Annotated in this window: 18 protein-coding genes and 1 tRNA gene; 4 read left to right on the top strand and 15 right to left on the bottom strand. The window is 47.5% G+C overall.

Annotation, left to right across the window (positions count from 1 at the left end; genetic code table 11):
* Positions 1-11 precede the first annotated feature (11 nt).
* Positions 12-5,144 (top strand): VCBS domain-containing protein, encoded by a 5,133-nt coding sequence (locus ACFQNF_RS14750; protein ID WP_380188697.1) that lies wholly within the window; start codon positions 12-14, stop codon positions 5,142-5,144.
* Between the two features lie 278 nt (positions 5,145-5,422).
* Positions 5,423-5,923, top strand: a complete 501-nt coding sequence (locus ACFQNF_RS14745) for an arsenate reductase ArsC (RefSeq protein ID WP_380188696.1) — start codon at positions 5,423-5,425, stop codon at positions 5,921-5,923.
* A gap of 17 nt (positions 5,924-5,940) precedes the next feature.
* Here the strand turns inward: ACFQNF_RS14745 and ACFQNF_RS14740 are convergent, their stop codons facing one another.
* From ACFQNF_RS14740 to ACFQNF_RS14720, 5 genes are all read right to left on the bottom strand, one after another.
* The gene (locus ACFQNF_RS14740) at positions 5,941-6,999 is read right to left on the bottom strand and encodes an FUSC family protein (RefSeq protein WP_380188695.1); all 1,059 of its coding nucleotides are present in this window, start codon (positions 6,997-6,999) and stop codon (positions 5,941-5,943) included.
* Positions 7,000-7,231: 232 nt separating this feature from the next.
* Positions 7,232-8,557, bottom strand: coding sequence for a hypothetical protein (locus ACFQNF_RS14735; RefSeq protein ID WP_380188694.1), 1,326 nt, complete (start codon positions 8,555-8,557; stop codon positions 7,232-7,234).
* 179 nt (positions 8,558-8,736) lie between these two features.
* Positions 8,737-9,231 carry a DUF2165 family protein gene (locus ACFQNF_RS14730; RefSeq protein WP_380188693.1) on the bottom strand — a complete coding sequence of 165 codons (495 nt, stop codon included), beginning with the start codon at positions 9,229-9,231 and terminating at the stop codon, positions 8,737-8,739.
* A 229-nt stretch (positions 9,232-9,460) separates the two neighbouring features.
* Positions 9,461-9,550: transfer RNA gene (locus tag ACFQNF_RS14725), tRNA-Ser, on the bottom strand.
* 349 nt (positions 9,551-9,899) lie between these two features.
* A complete protein-coding gene (locus ACFQNF_RS14720; RefSeq protein WP_380188692.1) occupies positions 9,900-11,417 on the bottom strand; it encodes a fumarate hydratase in 1,518 nt (505 codons plus the stop codon).
* A 163-nt stretch (positions 11,418-11,580) separates the two neighbouring features.
* Between ACFQNF_RS14720 and phnF the strand changes: the two genes are divergently transcribed.
* Positions 11,581-12,303, top strand: coding sequence for a phosphonate metabolism transcriptional regulator PhnF (gene phnF, locus ACFQNF_RS14715; RefSeq protein WP_380188691.1), 723 nt, complete (start codon positions 11,581-11,583; stop codon positions 12,301-12,303).
* A 10-nt stretch (positions 12,304-12,313) separates the two neighbouring features.
* Positions 12,314-13,078 (top strand): NUDIX hydrolase, encoded by a 765-nt coding sequence (locus ACFQNF_RS14710; protein ID WP_380188690.1) that lies wholly within the window; start codon positions 12,314-12,316, stop codon positions 13,076-13,078.
* Here the strand turns inward: ACFQNF_RS14710 and ACFQNF_RS14705 are convergent.
* From ACFQNF_RS14705 to ACFQNF_RS14660, 10 genes are all read right to left on the bottom strand, one after another.
* Positions 13,075-13,839, bottom strand: coding sequence for a DUF5672 family protein (locus ACFQNF_RS14705; protein WP_380188689.1), 765 nt, complete (start codon positions 13,837-13,839; stop codon positions 13,075-13,077). The genes ACFQNF_RS14710 and ACFQNF_RS14705 overlap by 4 nt on opposite strands.
* A 9-nt stretch (positions 13,840-13,848) precedes the next feature.
* Positions 13,849-14,961: a hypothetical protein gene (locus tag ACFQNF_RS14700; RefSeq protein WP_380188688.1), complete on the bottom strand. Its 1,113-nt coding sequence runs from the start codon at positions 14,959-14,961 to the stop codon at positions 13,849-13,851.
* Positions 14,962-14,986: 25 nt separating this feature from the next.
* Complete coding sequence (locus tag ACFQNF_RS14695; protein ID WP_380188687.1) at positions 14,987-15,943, bottom strand: UDP-glucuronic acid decarboxylase family protein; 957 nt, start codon at positions 15,941-15,943, stop codon at positions 14,987-14,989.
* A 36-nt stretch (positions 15,944-15,979) separates the two neighbouring features.
* Entirely contained in the window at positions 15,980-16,840 is an 861-nt protein-coding gene (locus ACFQNF_RS14690; protein ID WP_380188686.1) for a class I SAM-dependent methyltransferase, read from the bottom strand.
* Between the two features lie 22 nt (positions 16,841-16,862).
* On the bottom strand, positions 16,863-17,720 hold the full coding sequence (locus ACFQNF_RS14685; protein ID WP_380188685.1) for a methyltransferase domain-containing protein: 858 nt from the start codon (positions 17,718-17,720) through the stop codon (positions 16,863-16,865).
* Between the two features lie 217 nt (positions 17,721-17,937).
* Entirely contained in the window at positions 17,938-18,432 is a 495-nt protein-coding gene (locus ACFQNF_RS14680) for a methyltransferase domain-containing protein (protein WP_380188684.1), read from the bottom strand.
* Positions 18,433-18,487: 55 nt separating this feature from the next.
* On the bottom strand, positions 18,488-20,371 hold the full coding sequence (locus tag ACFQNF_RS14675; RefSeq protein ID WP_380188683.1) for an O-linked N-acetylglucosamine transferase, SPINDLY family protein: 1,884 nt from the start codon (positions 20,369-20,371) through the stop codon (positions 18,488-18,490).
* Between the two features lie 43 nt (positions 20,372-20,414).
* Entirely contained in the window at positions 20,415-21,767 is a 1,353-nt protein-coding gene (locus tag ACFQNF_RS14670) for an HlyD family type I secretion periplasmic adaptor subunit (RefSeq protein ID WP_380188682.1), read from the bottom strand.
* A complete protein-coding gene (locus tag ACFQNF_RS14665; protein ID WP_380188681.1) occupies positions 21,740-23,887 on the bottom strand; it encodes a peptidase domain-containing ABC transporter in 2,148 nt (715 codons plus the stop codon). The genes ACFQNF_RS14670 and ACFQNF_RS14665 overlap by 28 nt, the downstream gene beginning before the upstream one ends.
* A 325-nt stretch (positions 23,888-24,212) precedes the next feature.
* On the bottom strand, positions 24,213-26,733 hold a 2,521-nt coding region (locus ACFQNF_RS14660; protein ID WP_380188680.1), incomplete at its 5' end, for a hypothetical protein.

Here is a 26,733-nt window from a genome sequence, read left to right as displayed (position 1 = left end):
AAGAAGATACCGTGCAAAGCAGCACCGGCACGCTGACTGCCACCGGCGGCGCGACCTTTGTACCGCAAACTGATGCCACAGGCACTTACGGTAAGTTGACCTTGGGCAGCGATGGTAAGTGGACTTACACGCTCAACAATAGCGCTGACAATGTTCAAGCTCTAAAAACAGGCGAGTTCAAGGCCGAATCGTTCAACGTTACGCTAAGCGATGGCACAAAAACCACCATCACGATCGATGTGCAAGGTCTGGACGACAAGGCGGTGATCACCCCTAGCAAGCCAGGTGACGATGCAGGTTCCGTCAAAGAAGATACAACGCTGACGACCAGCGGAACTTTGCTTGTCAACGACAAGGATGCAGGTCAGTCCAGCTTCCAAGCGCAAACGGATACGAACGGTACTTACGGCAAGTTCAGCATTGGCACAGACGGCAAATGGACTTATGCGCTAAACAATGCGGCTGCCAACGTTCAAGCCCTGGCCGAAGGCGAAACTAAGACCGAAACCTTCACCGTTAAATCTGCCGATGGTACGACCTCAAGCGTGGTTGTAACGGTTCTCGGCACGAACGATGCAGCGATCATCACCCCAAGCAAACCGGGTGACGATGCAGGTTCCGTCAAAGAAGATACAAAGCTAACGACCAGCGGAGCTTTGCTTGTCAACGACAAGGATGCGGGTCAGTCGAGCTTCCAAGCGCAAACGGATACAAACGGTACTTACGGCAAGTTCAGCATTGGTGCAGATGGTAAGTGGACTTATGCACTGAACAATGCGGCTGCCAACGTTCAAGCCCTAGCCGAAGGCGAAACTAAGACCGAAACCTTCGTGGTCAAGTCTGCCGATGGTACGACCTCAAGCGTGGTTGTAACAGTTCTCGGCACGAACGATGCGGCGATCATTACCCCAAGCAAGCAAGGTGACGATGAAGGACTGGTTCAGGAAGATACGCTTCTAGCCACTAAAGGCATTTTATTAGTCAGCGATAAGGATGCTGGGCAATCCAGCTTCCAGGCGCAAACTGACACAAGCGGTACTTACGGTAAGTTCAGCATTGGCACAGACGGCCAGTGGACTTATACGCTGAACAATAACGATCCTATCGTTCAGGCCCTGAAAGACGGTGATGTAAAAACTGAAATCTTCACCGTTAAATCTGCTGATGGCACAACAAGCACGGTTACAGTGACTGTCAAGGGTACTAACGAATCCGCCACTGTCGGCCACGGCACAGTGCAAGAAGACACAGTCCAAAGCAGCACCGGCACGCTGACTGCCACCGGCGGTGCGACCTTTGTGCCGCAAACCGATACCGCAGGCACTTACGGCAAGTTGACCTTGGGCAGCGATGGTAAGTGGACTTACACGCTGAACAATAGCGCTGACAATGTTCAGGCCCTAAAAACAGGCGAGTTCAAGGCTGAATCGTTCAACGTTACGCTGAGCGATGGCACAAAAACCACCATCACGATCGATGTGCAAGGTCTGGACGACAAGGCGATCATCACCCCTAGCAAGCCGGGTGACGATGCAGGTTCCGTCAAAGAAGATACAAAGCTAACGACCAACGGAGCCTTGCTTGTCAGCGACAAAGACGCGGGTCAGTCGAGCTTCCAAGCGCAAACGGATACGAACGGCACTTACGGTAAGTTCAGCATTGGCACAGATGGTAAGTGGACTTATGCGCTGAACAATGCGGCTGCCAACGTTCAAGCCCTGGCCGAAGGTGAAACTAAGACTGAAACCTTCATGGTCAAGTCTGCCGATGGCTCCACCTCAAGCGTGGTTGTAACGGTTCTCGGCACGAACGATGCAGCGATCATCACCCCTAGCAAGCCGGGTGACGATGCAGGTTCCGTCAAAGAAGATACAACGCTGACGACCAGCGGAGCTTTGCTTGTCAACGACAAGGATGCGGGTCAGTCGAGCTTCCAAGCGCAAACGGATACGAACGGTACTTACGGTAAGTTCAGCATTGGCACAGATGGTAAGTGGACTTATGCGCTGAACAATGCCGCAGCCAACGTTCAAGCCCTGGCCGGAGGTGAAACTAAGACTGAAACCTTCATGGTCAAGTCGGCCGATGGCTCCACCTCAAGCGTGGTTGTAACGGTTCTCGGCACGAACGATGCAGCGATCATTACCCCAAGCAAGCAAGGTGACGATGAAGGACTGGTTCAGGAAGATACGCTTCTGTCCACTAAAGGCATTTTATTAGTCAGCGATAAGGATGCCGGGCAATCTAGCTTCCAGGCGCAAACTGACACAAGCGGTACTTACGGTAAGTTCAGCATTGGCACGGATGGTAAATGGGCTTATGTTCTGAACAATGCGGCCGCCAACGTTCAAGCGCTAAATGAAGGTGAAACCAAGACTGAAACCTTTGTGGTGATGTCGGCCGATGGCACAACATCTAATGTCATAATCACGGTTAAAGGGACAAACGATACGCCAAGCAGCACGGGCGGTTCGGTTTCTGGCTCAGAAGATACCGCTTACGTCTTTACATGGAATGATTTTAACGCAGTAGACAGTGATTCTGCGGCAAGCCTGACCATCAAGTTAAGCTCTTTGCCCGTAGATGGCGTGCTGCAATACAACGGGGTAACCATTACCAACCCTAGCCAGTTCACCATCAGCAAAGCCGATATTGATGCTGGCAAACTCACCTTTATGCCTGATGCCAATGAATCGGGTAGCAATAGCTTTAGCACGGCGGGTGTGGGTGACCAGAAATCTGACTATGCCAAATTTGATTACCAAGTCAGTGATGGCAGCCTTAATAGCCCCAAAGTCAGCATGGTTGTCGATATCAAGCCTGTTGCCGATATGCCGGTTATTTCGATCGGCGGAATCAGCTTGGTGAATGGTTCTACATCGACCGTTACGCCACCTAAAGGTGATGGGCTAACACAGCAATACTACGCACCAAACGCTAGCGACAATCTAAACACCACAACAGCCAGAACACCCACAAGCATCGAAACAGAGCTGGAAGGCAAAGTGCCAACCAGCACCACGATCGTGACCTCACCGGATGTGTATGTGCCCAATGGCGCCTCTGCACCAAGTGGGATCGCAACAGATTCTGCCTACCGGGTCAGTGGCTTGGTCTATATGGAAGAAGGCAAAACCTACGCCTTCAGCGGCTATGTAGATGACACGTCGCTGCTTAAAATCGGCGGCAAAGAGCTGATGAACCGCCCTTACGATGGTTATGGCAATTTCACAGCCACCCCTTTTGTTGCGGGAAAATCAGGTTACTACACCGTTGAGTTTATCGTTTACAACGCGTCTAACGTCGGCGCAATGGATCTGAATGTCAGTGTAAATGGCGCAGCGGCCATCGACTTTAATGCCACTAATTTCTCGATCTACAGCAGCCTAGCTCAACTTGAAAGCAAGGGTGGATTGCACAGCAATCTGGTTGCAACCGGCGATGGCGGTTACTACCCACAAGGCATCAGCGGGCAAGAAGACAGCTTTATCAAACTCTTTGGCTTAGCGGCCAAGCTAAGTGATACCGATGGCTCTGAAAGCTTACAAAGCCTTTCGCTCACCGAGCTTAAAGCAGGCAGCACCGTCTATGATGGCGTACGTACCTTTAACGTTGTCAGTGATGGCGGCACATTAGATCTAAAAGGCTGGGATTTAAACAATCTGCAAATCAGACCGCCACTTAACTTCTTTGGTGAGTACAAAGTAGGCCTGCAAGCGGTGAGCGTAGAAAACAGCACAGGGCAAACGGCAACAAACAATGCCTATGTATCGATTCAGGTCGCCAACACCAATGATGCACCCACCACCAGCGACGATAGCGCAACCATCCGCGAAGACAACACGCCGAACCCGATTACCGGCAATGTACTCAGCAACGATAGCGACGTTGATGGAGACAAGCTGGTTGTTCAGGCCATCAACAACAATGCCACAAATGTTGGCAAAGCCATTAGTGGTCAGTTTGGCCTGCTCACCATCAATGCAGATGGCAGCTACAGCTACACGCTGGACAATAGCAACCCACGCGTGAATGCGCTAAACGATAAAGACACGTTAAGCGAGAAGTTCAGCTACACCGTATCCGATGGCAAAGGAGGCACATCAACCGCCACGCTCACGATCAATATTCAGGGCAATACCGATCCGGTGGTGATTATGGGCTCCAGCTTTAATGATCAGATTGGTGATACGTATGGGGAATCCAATAACCTGATGGCTGGCGAAAAAATAGAAGGCACGGTCATTGATCTGCAATTGGGCGGCGGAGCAGTAATAGGCGCACCTAATCCAAACCCTGGCAATCGCACCCAATACACCAAGTCGATTGATCAAGTGATTGATGCAGGTGGCGGTAACGATTACGTTGAATCAGGCCGTGGCGATGATGTGATTTATGCTGGGGATAGCGATTCTGCGGGCTACCAGTTTGCAGATATCCTCAGCCACAAACTGATGACACTGGATCTGGGCTCTTTGGTTGACTCAAGCACCCAGCTCTTTAGTGCAGCTGTTGGCGTAAGCAATCCTAAGGCCGATGTGGTCAACGGCGGCAGCGGCAACGACGCCATCTTTGGTCAGGCGGGTGTGGATCTGCTCTATGGTCATACCGGCAACGACTATCTGGATGGGGGCAACGACAACGACGCCTTACGCGGCGGACTTGGCAATGATGTACTGCGCGGCGGCTCGGGTAATGATGCGCTTAAGGGTGACGCAGGAGATGATACTTTCCTCTGGATGCCTGGCGATCAAGCCGTTGCACGAGGAGCTACAGCAGCAGGCACAGGCAATGAGTTCGGCATTGGGGCCAATGTAAACGTGGTAAAAACAGCCACGGATGTGGTAATGGATTTCAATCAGAACACCACAGCAGGCAACAACGATAAGCTGGATATGCGTGATTTGCTGATTGGCGAAACCCATGGCAGCAACGATATTGGCAACTTGCTTAACTATCTGCACGTTGAAAAAACCGGTGGTAGCACGGTGATTCACGTCAGCACGGCAGGGGAATTTAATGCCGGTTATAGCGCAGCAAAAGAAGACCAAACCATTATTCTGCAAGGGGTTGATCTGACTGGTGCGACTGATGCCGACATTCTGAAAAACCTATTGCAAAACAATAAGCTCATTGTTGATTAAACTTTAAACAGTGCATAGCAAACGGCTCCTGATGGAGCCGTTTTTTTATGTTCATTCACAATAAAATTCGCACAAAAAATCAACCACCCAATCGCTGACAAAATTAAATAACAGATGTAAGAAATATGAAGCTTTTATTTCATTTAAGCAGGTTAAGATCTCTCCCCTGATCTGCAAACACCTGAAATGCCATGCCAATATCCAGCTGCACAAGCTGACTCAACACCCGATATAACGCCATTAAACCGACCCCGAAGTCTGCTAAACACGAGATCGCAATGACCCAACCAGCATTTAACCGCGTTTTTAATGTGTTATTTCTTTGCACCGCCAATTCAGCACGCAGCATCATGTCGGAAGGCCTGCTCAATGTACTGGGGCATGGGCGTTTTAATGCCTATAGCGCAGGCACGCATCCCAGCGGGCAAATCAGCCCATACGCCATTGAGCTACTTCAGTCACTAGGCTATGACACCCACGGTTTACACTCTAAATCATGGAGAGAATTTGAAGGGCACCTCGCTCCACAGATGGATATCGTGATTACCGTCTGTGATAAAGCCCATGGAGAAATATGCCCTAGTTGGCCTGGCCACCCCATCAGCGCACACTGGGGCTATGAAGACCCGCATGGTGAAACCGAAGCTGAAAAACACGCCTCATTTTGCAAAATATTTGCCCAAATCAAACGCCGGATTGATTTACTCGTTAGCCTGCCCTCAGAAAAACTAGAGCATTTAACGCTCAATAGCACCGTGCAGGAAATCGGCAAAATTTAAGTCCATCAATAAACAGATCAATTCCGCCCGCGCATGGCCGCCTCTTGAGACAAAGCCAGTAAAGTACGCTGTGTAGCCAAAATAGCAGGCATTAACAGCAAGAGCTCATCGCACAAACGGGTAGTGGTTTGGCTAAGCTCAGCACTCAGCCAATCGCACGCTCCCGGCGTTTGAGCTTTAAGCAAAGGCGCAGGCAGCACATTCAGTAGTAAATCCGGATGTAAAAAACGAATACCGTGCGCAGCGCGAAACAAAGCCTTCACAATCGCCTGCCGCTGCTGCCCGCCATCTGCCACTACTGCCGTTGTATCAGCGATATCATCCATTCGATCAAATAAGCTATACAAGGTGCGCTGGCAACGCTGAATCAATTCAAAACTCGCTCCACTTTGCTCACACTCACTTGCTGCTGCCGAAATCAATCCCCGCATCGTTACAAGCCGTGTATTAAAGCGCCCGAGCGCCACTCCCATATCCAGCGGTACACGCCGCGCAATATGGCTATAAATCAGCGCCGATTCACGCAAATTATCCGACAATAAAAAGCGCCAATGATCCAGCGCGCGCTGCGGAAATAAAGACGCCGCCATCATCGCAATCAAGGAGCCCAAAGCCACATTGGCCGTGCGCCAAAGCGACTCATCCACCGTGCCATCCCCTACCCCCGCCACAATCACCAGCGTAATACCCACGGTCAGTGCGGTATAACCCGCCTTATCAATCGCATGATAGGCGCTTAATAAAATCACCAAAGACATCCAGCTAAAAGCAAGCAAGGGCGAAACGCCATAGAGAGCCAAAGCCAACAAGCCCGCCAGCGCGCCCACCGTGGTCCCCACCGTCCGTTGCCTCGTCTTTTGCGCCACCGCCCCCAAATGCGGCACATTGCCCAGCATCACCACAATCGTCACCAGCATCCAGCTACCGTGCTGAATAGGGAAACTCAGATTAATCACCAGCCCAAAAATAAAAGCCAAAGTCACCCGCAACGCATGAATCTGGCGATGATGCTGGTAAAGAAACAAAGGATTTTTTACCGCGCGCCACGGCGCAGTCAGGATTCGAGCTAGCTTCATAAGCCTTACTATAACAAAGCAAGCTATGAATAGAGAAGCTGGCGCGATTTATCGCTCTGGCGCACGACATAAATTACACCATTCACAAACGAAGCTTTTCAAAGGATCTGGCATTCCTGATATTAAGCAGCCCCAGCAATAAACAGCGCCCCTGCAAACGATAGCGAGCATAAAAAAACGCGAGTGGCAGAATGCCACATCGCGTTTATTCAAAAATCATACACTTAGATCCTTAAAATACTTTGCTTGCTTTAATGCCGTAAGGATAATTACCTTCACACATGCTAGGCTGACTGCGCTTTTCAGTGCGGGTATACATCCCTGATAAGGTTTTGGCATTCAAATCCAGATTAAGATCTTGTGACCATGTCATTAGACCAACACCACTGCCATTATCAAATGCTTCAGATTTAAAATCATTCAGTACTATTTTTCCAGGATAATTAACTGCAATATCTGCAATCTTACTGCCATCCCAAACTCGGTAAATCCCCTGCCCATTAGCCTCTGGCTTAAACAGCCAAGTAAAACCTACAGTTGAACCTACTAAATTATAATCACACATAGTTCGAACAGGCTCGGATTTACTTTGCTGACCAGTTAATACCCCGGTCCACATATCGTAGCTACCATAGCGCTTACCATTTTTACGTGCGCCAACAATATCGTAAGTGCGCTTTTCTTCCAGCTGCAACTTACCCACATCATTAAAATCCTGATTTAACGTTTCTCGTTTTACATAACCCAGCTTAGGAATATGCCAGCGTTTTTCAGTCCAAATACTGCGCCCAGTTCCCCATTTATTTTTATAGCTGGCATTTATTTTTTCTTCAGAAACACACGCAACTAAAGTGCCAAATTTAGTGGCAACAGATTCACGGCCTAAGAATTGATATTCAGATTTAAGGCTTTCTGACCCAATAGCACCGCCAAACCAATCAGCACTTACTGTGCGATTGTGTTCAAAGCTTTTAGGCTGATCTTTTACCAAATCTTCAATCAGCATTTCGCTGGTTGCACTCGCAGCAACACGTTTTTTCAACCAATAATTTTCTTTGCCATTTGGATCTGTTGCTACTTCAGACCAGCCCAGTACTTTTTTACGATCTGGCGAAGAATAATCCATAGCCAAAATAGTTAATGGATATTTAGTAGTCTCAGCATAATTCGTTGAATCTTCATTAATAATATATTCACTTGGTGTTTGTAATACCGATTCACCATCCACAGTTACAGCCTTGGTGCTAGCATCAAAATAATGTTTATACGTTCCACCAGTCCAGCCTTCAACAAATTTCTCTGCACCTGACCAGTCAATTTTTTTACGCCCATCCCAAGTAAAAACAGCCAAATCGCCTTCAGCGCTATCGGTCACTTTTAAATCAGCAGGCAAAGACAATGAAGCAATACATTGGCCTAATGTTTCTTTAGCTGGATCAACCGTCACAACAGGTGTTGTCGCTGCGCCAGGTGCATCATCACCACTGCCGCCACAAGCGGCTAAGACAAACGCTGCAGAGATAGCAAGGGCCATTGCACTATAAGGAATATTTTTCATCTTAACCGCTTATCGAGAAAATTTTGAGTAAGGCTTGAATTATCTCAAATAATGTTTTGTAAGTATATGACGTTATGCTTTACTACTGCTTTTTGTCAAAATCCCCTGAAAATTTTGCATAAAATGCCACACAGCGCGCCTATCTTCGGCGGCTCGATAATATAGTAAGCTGCTTCACCTCAGGCTTGCGCTAACTCATCAACCTTAACCAAATACAAAAGCGTAAAAGCAATAATCATCACCACTCGAAAAGCAGATTGCTGGCCATTCCAGATTTCAGATTGCCACATTAAGAACCACTCTCCACCTATTGCAATAAACCCAAGGAACCACAAAATAATGCCGAGGGTAAGCCCCACAATAGCAAGCCCCTTCGCCTTATTAAAAGCAGCAATATCTTTAATTGCCATCAGCAAACGAAAGCCCCCTGCCCAACATAAAATAGCCACTACCCATTCAATAAAAATCAAAAGATGATATGCAGCACGATGTACAACAGGCGATTCAATAGATCGCCACATCACGCTATTATCAGGGAAAGTGGTATCCATTTTTAAAACATGATTTACAAATCGATAATTAGACTGGTAATCCATTAAATTATTAAGCGCCACTAAAGAAACAAAAAATGCCACCGCCCAAACAAGGGCAATTTTTGAGAGTCTGGTATACATTGAATCCTCGGGAATCAGGCGAAAAGAAAGTGTCTTAAACAAACTGAAGACGTACTCAGTTTACCTTCGCCAAGGATAAAAACATAGGCTGTAGGAATTTTTTGTAATCAAACAGAAAGGAATAAGCAGATAGGCACTAAGCACCTAAAAATGAACTACTTGGCAGAAATATGCCGAGAAATAACAGACGCAAAAAAACCCTGACAATTCAGGGTTTGATTGGGCTTCTTGGCGGAGAGAGGGGGATTCGAACCCCCGACAGGTTTTCACCTGTGGCCGCTTTCCAGGCGACTAACTTAAACCACTCATACATCTCTCCGCGAGAAGAGGCCGAATAATAATCAAGTTAGCGGGAGTGCGCAAGCCCTTGGACGGATTATTTTTCATTTTCTTTGAATTTTTTCTACCCATCCACCCTACTTTGCTTAACAAACATCAATATTTATTATAAATATCAAACAATTAGCAAAATTCAATACGTTTAAATAGAATCAAAGAAGCAAAAAAACTTAATTGATTAAACCACTCAGACCACAACTCAATTGACATATATACCGCAGCAAGCAATCGCCACAAAATAATTTTGTCACGCTTCACCTTCCCCACTCCAAGCAAAACAAAACCCACGCAAGGTGGGTTTTGTCAGCGCTTACTGCTTTATACCTACCTTAACCCACAACTGGGATTTTGCCGATTTTAGCTTGCCAGATTTTGGGTGCGGTGGCGTGCACCGAGATGCCTTGCGAATCGACCGCCACGGTAACGGGCATATCAACAACGTCGAACTCGTAAATGGCTTCCATGCCCAGATCAGCAAAGCCCACCACACGGCTCGCTTTGATGGCTTTGGAGACCAGATACGCTGCGCCGCCTACGGCCATTAAATACACTGACTTGTGCTTTTTGATCGCCTCTAAGCCTGCAGGGCCACGCTCTGCCTTACCGATCATGCCTAAGAGCCCGGTTTCGGCCAGCACTTGTTCGGTAAATTTATCCATGCGCGTGGCGGTGGTTGGGCCGGCTGGGCCGACGATTTCATCACGCACTGGGTCTACCGGGCCAACGTAGTAAATAAAGCGGCCCGTAAAATCGACTGGCAGTTTTTCACCTTTATTGAGCATATCCACCATGCGCTTGTGCGCGGCATCGCGGCCGGTGAGCATTTTGCCGTTGAGGAGCAGCGTTTGGCCGGGTTTCCAGCTAGCGACATCCTCACGCGTTACGGTATTCAGATCAATGCGGATCGATTCTGCCGATGGAGTCCAGGTTACATCTGGCCAGTCTTCCAGCTTCGGCGCTTCCAGCACAGCCGGGCCGCTGCCATCCAAGGTGAAATGCACATGGCGAGTGGCAGCACAGTTTGGGATCATGGCGATTGGCAAGCTGGCGGCGTGGGTTGGGTAGTCTTTGATTTTGACGTCCAGCACGGTGGCAAGGCCACCCAAGCCTTGTGCGCCGATACCCAATGCGTTTACTTTTTCGTACAGCTCGATGCGCAATTCTTCGCTACGTGTTTGTGCGCCACGCTCGATTAGTTCTTGAATGTCGATGGATTCCATCAACGCTTCTTTGGCCATCAACATGGCTTTTTCTGCCGTGCCGCCAATACCAATCCCTAGCATGCCTGGCGGACACCAGCCTGCGCCCATTTGCGGCACGGTTTTGAGTACCCAATCCACAATCGAATCAGAAGGATTGAGCATGGCGAATTTAGATTTATTCTCTGAGCCGCCGCCTTTAGCCGCGATATCGACATGGACTTTATCGCCCTCAACGATCTCGTAATGAATCACGGCGGGAGTATTGTCTTTGGTGTTTTGGCGCTTGCCAGCCGGATCTTGCAAGATAGACGCACGCAGCTTGTTATCTGGATGCAGATAGGCGCGGCGCACGCCTTCGTTGATCATATCGGTGAGGCTCATGGTCGCATCGGCCCATTGCACATTCATGCCGACGCGTACAAAACAGGTGACGATGCCGGTATCTTGGCAAATAGGGCGGTGGCCTTCGGCACACATGCGGCTATTGGTCAGGATTTGCGCGATGGCATCTTTTGCTGCGGGCGATTCTTCTTTTTCATATGCCACGCCTAAAGCCTGGATGTAATCCTTAGGGTGGTAATAGCTGATGTATTGCAGGCTGTCGCTGATGCTATCAATTACGTCTTGCTGACGGATGGTTGTCATCTTCTGGCTCCCAGTGGTTTTATAGGATGCCCCAATTGTAGCGCATGAGCGAGCTAGACAATATTGGCGCAAACAGCCAGCTCAACGTTTAGATCAATATCATCTAGTTGCAACAGAGTTCAATTACAATAGCTTTTATTACTCTTACACTACAGACCATACTATGCTTGATCGTCACTCTGGCGTTGCCCTCTGGCGACAAATTGAAGATTCACTGGCTCGCGATATTAGTAATAAAATCCTGCGTGATCGCATGCCCAATGAAACCGAGCTGGCAACGCAGTTTGCTGTCAACCGCCATACTATCCGGCGCGCATTACAAGCACTTGAATCACGCGGCTTAGTCAGAATTGAGCAAGGCCGTGGCACCTTTGTGCAAGAAGAAATGATTGATTACCAGCTTGGTCGCCGCACACGTTTTTCGCATAGCTTACAAAAGCAGCAACTAGCCGGGCAAAGCCGGGTGCTGCAAACGAAGACCGAGCCCGCCAATCAGGATATTTGCTTGCAACTTGGCATTGCCGCAGACAGCCATGTTTTGCATATCGAGGCGCTGGATATTGTGGATGATCGAGTGGTGGGCGTTTGCCACCAGTATTTCCCCCTGCCGCGCTTTCAGGGCTTTGAAGCTTTCTACTGTAGCCAGCCCAACACCAATTTAGCGCTTAAAGCGTTTGGAATTGACTTTTGCCAGCGCAAATCATCGCGAATCAGCGCCCGTCTGCCGGAAAGCGGCCAGGCGCAACTATTATCACAAACCAAATTTCAGCCGCTTCTTTGCGTAGAAAGCGTTTACAGTGATGCAGACAGCCAGATTATTGAATATGGCATTACCCATTTCACCGGCGATGCGGTGCAAATTTACTTAGAAGCCGAAACTTTTTAAACCGATGCCCATGACACCCAAACCCTTACGCCGATTTATTGCCCTAAGCCACGCATTAGGCTGGATGGAAGACGCTAGCCTGCCGTTTTTGCAAGCCACACTAGGGCCAGCTGCAATACAGACAAGTGAAGAAGCAATCTGTATCGACGCAAGCCTTGATGCAAAAACACTTGAAATCGCTCTGGAGCAGGCCGCAATCAAGATGCGAGATGCTGGGTGGATTACAGGCTGGCGTAAAGAACGCTATACCGTATTTGCAAATGATGCAGCCGGTAGTTTGGATTTGGGCCAGCCGCTATTTACGCTGGAGCGCGCCGCATTTCGCCGCTTTGGCCTCACCAGCCGCGCCGTGCATATCAATGGCTACACCACTAAGGGCGAGCTATGGATTGCCCAGCGCGCCAGCAATAAAGCCATCGACCCCGATAAGCTCGACAACCTCGCCGCAGGCGGGATCTCGGCAGGTGAAAACATCTGGGATTGTGTGATCAGAGAGCTAGCCGAAGAAGCGGGCATTCCTGCCCAGCTTGCGAGCCAAGCCGTTTCTAGCGGCAGCCTGCGCACCACTCGCAGCGAGGCCGATGGCTGGCATGATGAAATCATCTACACCTATGATTTACAGCTACCCGATGATTTTGTGCCTAAAAATACTGATGGCGAAGTCGCAGGCTTTCAGCGCTGTAGTTTTGAGCAAATCGAAGCTATTTTGCCAAGAATGACGCTCGATGCGGCGGTGGTGACGCAGGCGTTTTTGGCACAACAAACACGGCGTTAATCTACGTTAAGGTCTAACTCATCTAAAAGCGTCGATGGCGGTAAGAAGGCTTTCCAGAATGCCGCATCATATTTCCACCATGCATGCCCGCCCATTGGCGCAATGCCGCCATTAACCTGATAATAATAAGCAGGCTTTAATTCCATAGAAAACAAAGAAGCGGTTATTTCATTGGGGATAATAAAATCGGCAGACAAAGCACCCATATAAGAAAAAAACAAATCCTCACTAGAGCCTGTTTTTAAAAAAACAGCAATGGCATCGGGGAATTCATTTAATAAAGCAATACATTTATGTGCTCTGCGCAAGCTTAAGCCACCATTCCCCACATACACTTTAATCGCCTTCCCAAACTCACCCTCAAACCGGCCAAGATTCACAAATAACTCATTGCCATCAGGCCATGGCGCACCAATATAATCAAAAGGTTTGCTCATCCATATATCCAGATCATCACGTAAAACAATGGCATCTGTTTGTAAAATTAAAATAAAATCAAAGTTTGCAAAGCGCTCATAAAAAGAGCTGCTAAGTAGCAATCGGTTATAGGCGGCAATGCTGGCAAAGCAATCATCTGCAAAAAAAACAAAACCAAGTAAAGGGTATCGGGTGCGATAATAATCACAGACCAGAGAGTTTGGTGCAATAAAAAAAGCTTGCCTATTTGCTAAAGAGCGTAAAGAAAAATCTAAAGAATATTCTTCAATAGCAGACAAGCTGCTTTTATAAAGAGGAATCAAAACAATCAATGGCTCGCTCATTAAATTATCCTAATGATTAATCGTGCCAGGAAAATGAATATCCAGCGTTTCGGTAGCAAAGCTCAGCATTTGCCGTACACTATAATCGCCATGAAACTGCTTAAGCGCCAATTGATGACGAGCCAAACGCCCCTCTTCTCCCCCTTTTTTAAATAAAGTATTGGCACGGGCCACAACCGCCTGAGGATCAATAATATCGGCGGGGGAATAAAACACAATATGCTCGCGTGGAATTAAAGCAACTGGCGGCAAGAATTGCAATGAAGCAGGCACAATCGGAATACCGCCAGTAATCAGCGCATCAAAAATACGAATCGGCACATCATTTAATACAGGTGCAATCCAGTGCGAAGTATGTGCGGTCCATTCTTTTAGGCGATCAAGCGGGCTGCGCTCGTGAAATGAATGGCTGCTAAAACCAATGGAAGGATAATGCTTATTTAATGTGGATATCATCTGAATTCTAAAACTAAACTGCGCATAGGGGATATGCATGCCCAGCGGCGCTTCCGATCTATCTGCACTTAAAATATAAGGTAAATTTTCTTTTAAAAAAAGGCCAGACCATTGCACCGATGAGCAATACACAGGGCCAGCAATTAGCCAATTATAGCGGCTTAATAAATATAAATTCTCATGATGAGCGGGTGTATAAATATCGGTATGTGCAGCTAAAAAAGTACTAACATCCAGCCAATGATGATTGTCCCAATCCCATGCAATAAAGCAGCTATTTGTGCAGACTTCAAAAAAACTTGCATACGCCGCTTTAAGCGCTGGTGTGCCCACATCATTATTATTAATAATAATAATACAACCCTCTAACTGCGCCTGTTTATCAGCAAAAGATTGGGCATCTGTTGCAATAAAAAAATCTTTAGGCAGAATATCCACTTTTAGCCCATCAATCGTGCATGAAAACCCGGCTAAATTAGCACTTAAATAAACCTGATTAAAACCACGCTGAGCAAAGTTAGCCTTAATCTGGCTAATCCGCGCCGCTTTGGCAGCCGCCAAATGAAAAAAAGTATCGCTCTGCGCAAAGCGCATATATTCACTGACCTGCTGTGCAGGTAAATCAGGGTTGGCGATGCCAGCAAATAATTGTGCAATAGGATTCAATTTTCAGCCTTTTTGAGTTGCATCATCAATAAATTTTTGCATCGTTATCGGCGATTTCTTTCTTAAAATAAGCAATAGTTTCTTTTAAGCCATCTTCTAATGAAACATGTGGCACCCAATCTAATTTTTCTTTAACTAAATCAATATCAGGCTTGCGCTGGCGTGGATCATCTGTAGGCAGGGGTTTATAAATCAATTTAGATTTTGAATACGTAAGGCGTAATACCGTTTCGGCCAAGGCCAGCATGGTAAATTCGCTGGGGTTGCCCACATTCACTGGCCCCGTAAAATCAGCAGGCCCTTCCATCATGCGCAGCATGGCTTCAATTAAATCATCCACATAACAAAAGCTGCGCGTTTGCTGCCCATCGCCAAAAATCGTAATATCTTCGCCCTTTAATGCTTGAACAATAAAATTGCTCACTACCCGCCCATCATTCGGATGCATTCTTGGGCCATAGGTATTAAAAATACGAATCACTTTAATATCTAGCTTATGCTGGCGGTGATAATCAAAAAATAAAGTTTCTGCGCAGCGCTTCCCTTCGTCGTAACAGCTACGAATACCAATTGGATTAACTCTGCCCCAATAGGCTTCTGGCTGAGGATGGACTTCCGGGTCGCCATATACTTCGCTGGTGGAGGCTTGCAAAATACGCGCTTTCACTCTTTTAGCCAGTCCCAGCATATTAATTGCACCATGCACGCTGGTTTTAGTGGTTTGCACCGGATCACGCTGATAATGCACTGGACTGGCAGGGCAAGCTAAATTAAAAATCTGATTCACTTCCACATAAAGAGGGAAAGTCACATCATGGCGCATCATTTCAAAATGAGGATGGGTAAACAAATGAGCAACATTTCTTTTGCTACCCGTATAAAAATTATCCACACACAGCACATCATCACCACGGGCAATTAATCGATCACATAAGTGAGATCCTAAAAAACCTGCGCCACCCGTTACTAATACTTTATTCATAGCCAGCCCCTATTTAGCGATTTATTTGATGCGCGATTAGCCTGCACTTTGCCCATTTAAATAGGGATTGGTATCTGTTCTTAAAAAACGCCAGCCGGGGTTTTGCACTGCGAGTAAATCAAATAGCTCTACAGCCACCGTATTTTTAAAGAATACCGCCTGCACATAATTAGGCTTTACCATGCCCTGGCTCACGGCCAGATCGGCTTCAGCGGTTTTTGCCAGCGTTTCCTCCCAGATACGATCACCTTCTGTGCAAAAAGCAAATTCACAATCAGGAATATAAACATCCACCATATGCTTAGTCGCTATCCCTCTGATATTTAAACCATAGGCAATTTTCTCTAGCTCTCTGCTTGAGTATTGATAAACATAATTACCTACAGATTCATAATGCGGGCTGCTTGCATCTGAGCGGCTAGGAAAATCAAGCCAAGGATCTTGCGGCTCAATAATAACAATGCCATAGCGAGCCACACGAAAGAATTCATAAATAGCCGCATAGGGGCGGCTCATATGGTGTAACGCTTCTTTGCATAAAACAAAATCAAATGAATCATCTGCAAAGCTTAAAGCTTCTGCGTTTTCTATACAAAAATCAGCAATATGCCCTGCGGCCTTGGTTTGCTTTAAAACGGTATCGTCTAAATCGCTGGCCATGACTTCACGAAAACCTGCTTGCAATAAACGCCAGGCATCGGTGCCCGCACCGTCCCCTACCGTAAGCCAGGAATGATTTTTTAAACTGCCTAATACTTCCAGTACTGGCGAAAGCAAGCGAGTATGCCGCCAATAATTCACCGTGCTGGGAGTCCACCACGAGTCATACAAGGTGCGATGATGTGAATCAGCCATAAACTCAGACCAATGTTTTTCATGAATTTCATTCATCGACATCGTTATGGGCACCTTATATGGTTTATTGCTTCTTTTCTAAAACAAATAAAATCCCACTATGCTCAAAGTCTTTTCTACCTGGGTAGCGCGCTTGCAATTGCGCTTTAACCTGCTCAGGCACACCGATTTCAAAAATAGGCTGGGCTCGCTGTATAAAAAAGCCGCTACGTTCAACCATTTCAATATAATCATCAAGGAAAAAACGATTGATATGCGGGGAGTTATAAACAAAATATACAATTTCTTTTGCTGTTTCCTGATCCATTTTAGAGCAAAGCAGATCATACAATTCTATGGGCCTAAACAGTAAATGTCCCCAAGGGGGAACGGGCGAGTTGCCAAAACTCCAATGCTCCCCTGCAGCATCCACAACTTCAGGTAAATGATGGCCATTATAAGAAGACCAGATGGGAGCAAACATTGAAAATAATTTTCCGCCTGGTGCCAAGGCCAATTTCATTTTTTCCAATGCCAACGGCAAACGGCCAATATGCTCAAATGCCGCAATAGAGAATATCAAATCAAACTGGGATTCCATTACCGCAGGTAAATCTTCAATATGCCCATAGAAAATATTATATGGTTTATTTAAAAGATGCGGCTCAGCCTGAGCAAATAATATTTTTTCATTATTTTCTACTGGAGGAGTGCCTAAAACATAACCAGTGCTTAATGTTTCCGCCCAGTAATCCAGCTCCTCAAGCGCAGTCCATTGCGCAGCCTCCAGCTCTTCTAATACTAGCCTTGGAGGCAAACTTCCTCCGACTTCTAATACTCGTTTACCTTTAAATCCAATGATTTCTTGAGCAAAGGCAGCGTAATTTATATGATAGCTGAGTCCAAACTCTTCTTGTAAGGCCTTCATTTTTTCTGCATCCATACAGCCTCCTTAAAAAGATGAGTCTTATTTAAAGATCACAAATACGAATAAACATCCAAGCAATCCCAGCTATATTTATGCCCCCATTAACACATAGAAAACATTAATAATTATTGGCTTGGTAATTACTTTCGCAAAAATTCCCCAGCATCGTTATGCCTCCTAGCCGTACAGACTGTACTGTCTTCGTCGGCATGCCTTGCTGGAAAACTTTTGCTCAAGTACTTAACTCTACTTTTTGCAAAACAGTGAGCAAATGTGGGCCACGCCATTCTTGTAGTTTAATTTCAAATGCGCCATTAAACCCATAGCCTGCAGCCCAGCGATTTACATTATCAAAATAGGCTTGAAAAGTTTGATCGGTAATAATATTAACGTGGGTTGGGTCGCGAAAAGCTTCGGGGTGAGGATAGGCAGGGGTAAACGATAAAAACTGCCCGCCTACTTTAAGCACCCGATAAATCTCATTCATTAATTCAACAAAGGCATTTCTACGATGTGGTGCATAAATAATTCGGGGGATATGTTCTAAAAAATCATGCGCGGTTACGTATTCAAAATAATCGCTTTCAAAAGGAATAGGTTCAATCACCAAATCTGCGCGTTTTATATTGGCATCTAAATCTTCCCTCACATCAATTCCGAATAATTCATCGGCATTAAATGGATTTTTGGGTGCAGGCCCGCAGCCCAGATCTAAACTTCGTGTCATATTCTCCCCTTTGCTTGCGCGTATTCTTTCACTATAGGATCTGCATGGCCTGATGTCATTTAATTGACAGCCCTAGTTCATCATTAAATGCGCCAAGCTCTTGAGTTCTCCACACTGCGATGTAAGCACTTTCCAGATTAAGACAAAGCCTTTCAGTATCAAACAAAGCAAAGCTGGCTTTGTTGGCCGTAATTCGGGCTTTAAAAGCAGCCAATCGTGCAGGCTCAGTTGCCAATTGCAGCGCCAGCGCTTCATATGCAGCTAAAGAATCGGTAATCAGCTCTGGCACGCCCATGGCATTGAGCACGCTGCCCGCTACCCGGGATGGGAAGGAATTCCCCATATAAGTTACCACAGGCAGCCCAGCCATCAGGGCATCGGCGGCAGTGGTGTGGGCGTTGTAAGGATGGGTATCTAAAAAGAGATCTGCTTGCCGGTAACGAGCCAGATGGTCTTCTACCAGCGGCACCCGGCTGGCAAACACCAGCCGATCAGGATTCACGCCTCTTGCCTCAGCTTCTTTGCGTAAATTGCGCTGTGATGCGTCGCCACGCGACATCAGCCATAGCACGCTGCCCGGCACTTGTGTAAGCAGCCGCATCCACACATCAAATACGGTGGGCGATATTTTGTAATCGTGGCTAAAAGAGCAAAACACAATGCCGCGATCGGGCAAGCCGCATTCACTGCGTGTGGGGGTACGATCAGAAATTTGCACGCTACTGTCAGTAGGCAGATAAGTATCTGGCAGGTAAACCACTTTTTCGGTGTAATACTGTTGTTGTTCGGGCGGGATGATATAGCGATCGGCAATAATATAATCAATATAATCAGCGCCCATTGTGCCGGGATAGCCCAGGTAATTCACTTGAATAGGGGCAGGCCTAAAGGCCAGAATATCGCTGCGGGTGTCCGATGTATAGCCGCCCAAATCAACAATAATATCGACTTCCATATTGCGCAGCATTTGTGCTACTTGCTCCGAGCCCATATCCCGCACATCAATAAACTGATCAAACGCTTTAATCATCCGCGCGCGTAAGCGGCTTTCATCATCAATACCCAGCGAAATTGCAATCGTTTCAAAACGGGATTGATCATGATGCTCAAATACACCCGCCATTAAATGGCCAACAGGGTGCTCACGCAAATCGGGGGATAGATAAGCCAATTTAATTTTCTTATGCCGATATCGCTCACCCTGCCATAAAGATTTGGCATTTTTAGGGCAGTATTGATCGGCAAATATTTTAGCTGCCAATAAATGATCGGCCGCATTATCAGAGGCCGACATAAAGGCCAGCGATTTACAAGTGCGCTCGCCTTTTCTGATTCCCTCAACAATGCGCTGGGTCATCACATCAAAATTTGTCCAGTCGCAAATATGCATGCGCTCGTAAAACAACAAACCCAAACCATAGTTATACGTAGGATCAAGTTGAATAAGCCGCTCAAAAATAGCAATGGCCTGCTCGCTCTGCTTGAATTCGGTTAGCAAAATACCGCTATTGCCTAAGGCTGCCACGTGATCTGGATTAATTCTTAATATCTGCTGAAATCTTTCCAGCGCTTCCAAATGCCGGTACATACTTCTGAGCAATACACCGCTATTGAGTAATACACTGACATCATCGGGCTGCATTTCTAAAGCAAGATCAAAGCTTTTTAATGCATCCTCCCGATTACCCATGCTTTGTAAGACAGAGCCATATAAATACCTGAGCGGTGCAAATTTTGGGGCCGCAGCGATTCCGCGCCCGCTTAATTGCAATGCCAGCGGCTGATCGCCCGAATTAAGCGCAATTAAACCTAAGGAATAAAGCGCCGCGGCATTGTTTGAATCTTCATCAAGAATTTCAATAAATAACTTACCTGCAGCGGCTATCTCACCTTGATTTTGTAATTCAATCGCATGGATTAGTTTGTCAGCAACAGGCATTTTTATGCTCTTTTTAGCAAGATCAATAAAGCGAAATACACCATTAAGGCTCTCTGATGGCTTCTTCCATCGCCTTAGTCAGTGGCCAGATCAGATAGGAAATCACCGATCGTTTACCCACTACAATTTCTGCAGAAACCGTCATACCCGGTAATAAACGCGATTTTCCTGTCATCATTTTTAGTTTATTCGGCCCTAAATTGATATGGGTAATATAAAAAGCATCTGCACCACGCGGGGCGGTTTCATTGCGAAATGAATCTTCACTAATAGTGCGCACTTTTCCTTCTAACATGCCGTGCTTTTGAAAAGGAAAAGCATCTAATTTCATATGCACCGGATCGCCTTCTTTAATATAGCCAATATCCAGTGAATCAATTTTTGCCTCGACCTCAAGCACCGCGCCCAAAGGAACCAGCGTAAACATTTGCTCGGCTTCTTTTAAAATAGAGCCTTGCGACAATTTGGCAATATCCAGCACAACTGCATCCACAGGCGAGACCAGCGACACCATTTTTCTGCGTTTATCTGATTTTTGTAATTGCTCATTCAGGCCATCGCGCTCCCGCGTGGCAGCCAGCATGTCTTCCATTACTTTTTGCCGCCAGCCTTTAGAAAAGGCCATCTTCTCGGCCTGTAAAGCGCCCTGCTCTTTTAATATCTCGTACTCTTTATTTTGCACCAAGCCTAAATCACGCTCGATTTCTAAACGCCGGTCCCTTACCTCCAGCAGGCGCAGCTTGGAATCGTATTGCTGTACAACCGCTTTTTCCTGCATCGATTCAATTTCAACCATCGATTTAAGCCGCTTAGATAACACTTGAAAATCATGGCGGTTCGATTGCAGCGATGCGCCTAAGCGGGCGAGGTTCTGATCTATTTTGGCGGCTTGTGCCCGAAAATTAGCTTGCCGCTCACCTAAAATTTGAGCTTGCAAAATCGTATCTGCATCGGTATTGGCATTACTTGTGGCTTTGCCGCTCAGCTCGGATTGCAAGCTCGCAATTTGCGTTTCCAGGCTTTGTAAGCGGGAGCGCAGCTGGGCGTCATCCGCCTGGGCAAAAGTAGGATCAAGCGTGGCCAGCAATTGCCCTTTGCGCACCACCTGGCCAACGCGCACTTCAATACGCTGAATAATCGATGTTTCAAAAGGCTGAACCACAATATTAGGCGAAGGATTAACCAGACGCCCCTGCGCCACCACTACTTGCTCTACTTCAGAAAAATTGGCCCATAGCAAAAAACTAACAAAAGAGAGCAATAAAACCAGCATGGTGCTGCGCACATAAAACGGCAGCTGCCTCTGCTCGATTTCATCGGCATCAGGCAAAAAATCAACCGCAGCTGAATCCTTTTTGCCTTTCTTTTCTACAGGTGGCTTGTTTGCTGATGCCATAGATGTTGGTATGTCTCGCAGCGGGTTAAGAGTTCTTCATGGCGGCCGCTATCCATCAGCTGGCCCTGCTGCATCACCAAAATGGTGTGTGCATTCACCAAAGTAGAGAGGCGGTGAGAAATCATGATCACCGTTCGCCCCACCGCAATTTTGGATAGATTACGGATAAAAATCGCTTCGCTTTCCGGGTCCAGCGCGCTGGCGGCTTCATCCAGTATCAAAATACGGGGCTTTGCAAGCAACGAGCGTGCAATCGATAAACGCTGCTTTTGCCCGCCAGATAAATTAGATGCGTTTTCTTCCAGCATGGTGTCGTAGCCCTGCGGCATACGTTCGATAAACTCGTCTGCGCCAGCGGCTTCTGCTGCGGCTACAATTTCTTCAAATGAGGCATCGGGCTTGGTCACAATTAAATTTTGCCGCACCGTGCCACGGAACAAAAAGTTCTCCTGCAGTACCACGCCAATTTGCCGCCGTAAATGCGGCAATTCAATTTCACGCGCGTCCATGCCATCAAAGCGAACAATCCCACCCTGCAAAGGATAAAGCCCCTGAATAAGCTTGGTCACCGTGGTTTTACCCGAGCCACTGCGCCCCACAATCCCCACCACAGCACCAGAAGGAATCGTAAAGCTGGCGCTGTTTAATGCCGTGGCAGTGGCACCGGGGTAGCGAAAACTCACTTCATCAAACACAATTTCACCGACCAGCTGCGGCCGTAAACCGCCAGCCCCAACCCGGCCTTCTGATGGACGATTCATTACCTCGCCCATCATCCGCACCGATAGCGCTGTTTCCTGATATTCATTCACCAAACCAACAAGGGCAATCAAGGGCTGCACCACGCGGCTAGACATCATTTGAAACGCAATCAGCGCCCCCACTGTCAGCGTTTGATCAAACACATCCTGGGCACCAATCACAATCACCACCACCGGCAAGAGTTTGCCTAGAAAATCAGTAATTGCATTACCAATAATCGAAATCTGCCCCACTTTAAAATGTAAGGTAATGGCTTCCGCCGAAAGCTGATCCCAAGTGCGGCGCTGTTTGGGCTCAATCGCCAGCGCTTTTACCGTGCGCATACCGTGAATAGTTTCGACCATCATGGCTTGCCGCTGGCCTTCGGCAGAATAAAGACTATTTAAGCGGCGCTGATAGGTAGGCACCATTGCTGCAACCACGCAGGCAATCAAAGCAGCAAATAACAAAACAATCATCGCTAATTTGCCCGAATACGAAAATAAAATAGGCAGAAAAATAAGCAATGACATCAAATCAAGCGCAGTAAAAAACAATCGGCCAGTAAGAAAACTGCGGATTTTCTCCAGCTGCTGCATATGCCGGGAAACCACACCGGCTGAATTGCTTTCAAAATAATCAATCGGTAAAGAAAGTAAATGCCCGAATACACGCCGGGTAAGCCGCATATCTATTTTATTGGTTGCGGCTAAAGTTAGAATCTGGCGTAAAAAACCAAAGGCAGTATCAAATAAAAGCGCCAGCACAATTCCTGCGGCAAGCACCCAAAGTGTAGACAGGCTTTGGTGAGTCAGTACTTTATCAATCACCAGCTGAAAGAAAATCGGCGACGCAAGCGATAAAAACTGCATCACAATCGCGGCAATAAAAATATCGCGAAAAGCACTTTTTTGCTTGGCAATTTCCGGAAGAAACCAGGTTAATCCAAAGGGTTGATCAGGGTCTGCCAGCTTATGCTCACGCTTGGCAAAAAACACCTCACCGGCCCAACGATTACAAAATGTGGCCTCGTCTTCCAATATCACCGTAGATTGGCTGGCCATCGGATCGATCAGGGCCACTTTCACCCCTTCCTCGCCATCAGAGCGAACCCCCACCACAATCACAGCATGATCAAATGCCGTGCGGGCAATCAGAGGAAACACCCCGCCTTGAGCAATTAAGCCCGCCCAAGTGAGCTTATCGCTTCTGGCTTTCAGGCCAATATCATTGGCAATACGTAATAAAACAGGATTACCGGGTTCTTCATTACCCAAAGCATATTCATCAATCAAACGCTCAGGATTAATCTGTAAACCATGATGCTGAGCAATGGCTGCCAAACATTGGATCACAGTATGCAGTGGTTTTTCTGACATTATAAAGGAGAGTCTTTATATAAAATGGGCCAATCAAACGAAGATATCGTTATTTTTATCATAAAGGCGCTAAACGCGTTTTACCTGCAAAGTGCGCTTTAAAGGCCAGCGCTGCGGGCAGCATAAAAGACATAGCGATAAGCAAGGCGTTTTTATATTAATACTTATAGCGTCTTAATCAGTATAACGTAGCAAATGCGGCATAGGCTTTATTTTTAGCGCCATTAAATATTTAGCACCAGATACGAATAAAAATATTAATTTACATAAAAAAACGGGCAAGACCATTGCGGCCTTGCCCGTTTTTTAGCAGCGAACCGCTCGTTTACTTGATAGCCAGAATACCGGCATCCGCAGCACTCGCCAGACCATTCAGGCGTAATCTCTGCTCAGCAGAAACCAGAGAGTCACCCGCAGATTCGATCAGCTTGCCATTCGCATCAAATTGCTTCATTAGATCGCTCATTTGGCCAATATGACCTGCCCCCGCATCGGCCAAACCCACCTCTGCAGTAAGATGAACCTGCAATTTGCTTACATCCGCAACTGCACCTTGTTTTTCGTTTTCCTCAAAGGCAGAAATGGCCTGTACCAAATCAACCACTCTTGTGCGCATATCCGGCTCGGCCACCGTGGCAGCAGCAGGATTATCTGCCACAAACCAAACATCAGCCGCGGCATGGCTTGTTCCATCGGTGCGTTGGTAAGTCGATTTCAGCCCGATAAAGTTGCCGTTATCTTTCTCTGCCGTCTTGCTCACATCCAGATTAAGCTTGGCAATATCAAGCGAAGCCAAGGTCTTCAGCTCTGCAACCTGGCTTACCCCATCGGCATTTTCATCCAACCAGACACGCAGATCATTAAAGCCATCATCGTGAAGATCAACCGTACCATCCTGATTACTATCCAGCTCGGCCAGTGCCGCATAACCATCGGCGGCCTTGTCTCCGCTGCTCAGCACCGTGGATGTACCAAACAGCTCTTTACCGTCGTTGATCATGCCATCCTGATTACGATCCATTACCAGCAAGCCGTCTCCTTTGCCAACCCAGCCAGTATTGGTTTTATGGCCAGTTGCGTACAAGTCAAACTGAACACCATCTGCAATGCTTGCCGTGCTGACCCCATTACCATCCAAGTCCAGAATCAGCGGGCTACCTAAGGCCAAATGAGAAATCTGCTCGGTTGTAAACGCCCCAATCTGGGAAGAAGTCATCACCATCACTTGCGTGGTGGTCATGGCGGCAACCTGATCCGTTGTAAACGCCTGAATCTGGGTGGTTGTAAACTCAACAATCTGCACGGTGGTCAGCGCAGCAACCGCACTTGTCTTCAGAACAATCAGATCTGTTGTTTCAAGCGCAACAATGCCGCTCGTCGTTAAGGCCTTAATCTGTGTTGAGGACAAGGTAGCCGTCTGTGCAGTTGTCAGCGCCACTACCTGTGCCGATGTCAGCACATTGATTTGCTTGGTCGTCAAGGCCGAGAAGGCCGTTGTGACAAGAGCAGCAAAGTCTGTGGTTTGCAGCGCGGCAACATTATTTGTTGACAAGGCCGCTACCTGATTCGAATTCAATACCGCAGCCTGTACAGCGGTCAGGGCCACAATCTGATCGGTTGTAAAGCCTGTTGCAAAGCTTGCGGCGGTTAATGCGCCCACCTGATCGGTAGTGAAATTAGCAACCTGTGTCGTAGTCAGCGCAGCCACTTGCGACGTACTCAGGGCCGCAATGCCGCTGGTTTTAAGCACGATCAGATCGCGGGTTTCAAGCGCTGCCACACTGGTGGTTGAAAGCGCGGCAATTTGCGATGAAGACAGCGTTGCAGCCTGATCAGTCGTAAGTGCAGCAGCCTGATCGGTAGTGAATACCCGCACCTGCGCCGTGGTCATGGCTGCGACAGCTGTAGTGGTCAATACCGCCAGATCACGCGTTTCCAGCGCAGCGATATTGGTGGTTGAAAGCGCGGCCACTTGTCTGGATGTCAACTCAATGGCTTGGGCAGTGGTGAGCGCCGCTGCTTGATCGGTCGTCATGCCCACCAAAGAGCTGGTCGTTAAGTTAATCACCTGATCCGTCGTCAGTTTGGACACTTGATCTGTTGTCAGTGCTTTGACTTGTGCGCTGGAGAGTGCAGCAATGGCCAGCGTGCTGATCACGGCCAGATCGCGGGTTTCAAGGGCGGCAATATTGGTGGTACTCAACGCCGCTACTTGGCGAGAGGTAAGCACCGCCGCTTGCGCCGTTGTCAGGGCCGCAACTTGTTCGGTGCTTAAGCCAAGCAAGGAGCTGGTCGTCAGCACAAGCGCCTGATCCGTCGTCAGATTCGCGACTTGAGCGGTGGTCAGTGCTTTCACTTGATTACTTGAAAGCACGGCCACTGCGGCTGTGCTCAATACCGCGAGATCACGGGTTTCGAGGGCGGCGATATTGTTAGTCGATAGCACGGCGACTTGGCGGGTCGTCAAGACTGCTGCCTGAGCGGTTGTCAAGGCAACAACTTGATCAGAAGTTAAGCCACTGGCTACCGCAGCCGTGCTCAGTGCAATCACCTGATCGGTCGTCAGATTATTCACCTGCGCCGTGGACATGGCATTCACTTGCGCAGTGTTCAGGGCGGCAATGCCGCTCGTGCGCAATACCACCACATCACGAGTTTCAAGCGCAGCCACACTGGTCGTTGAAAGCGCTGCAATTTGCGATGACGACAGCGTTGCGGCCTGATCAGTCGTAAGTGCAGCAGCCTGATCGGTGGTAAATACCCGCACCTGCGCCGTGGTCATGGCTGCGACAGCTGTAGTGGTCAATACCGCCAGATCACGCGTTTCCAGCGCAGCGATATTGGTG

Origin of the sequence: Iodobacter arcticus, from assembly GCF_042664895.1 — a bacterium.
GTDB classification, from domain to species: Bacteria; Pseudomonadota; Gammaproteobacteria; order Burkholderiales; family Chitinibacteraceae; genus Iodobacter; species Iodobacter arcticus.
This window is presented reverse-complemented; position numbering and strand designations above follow the sequence as displayed.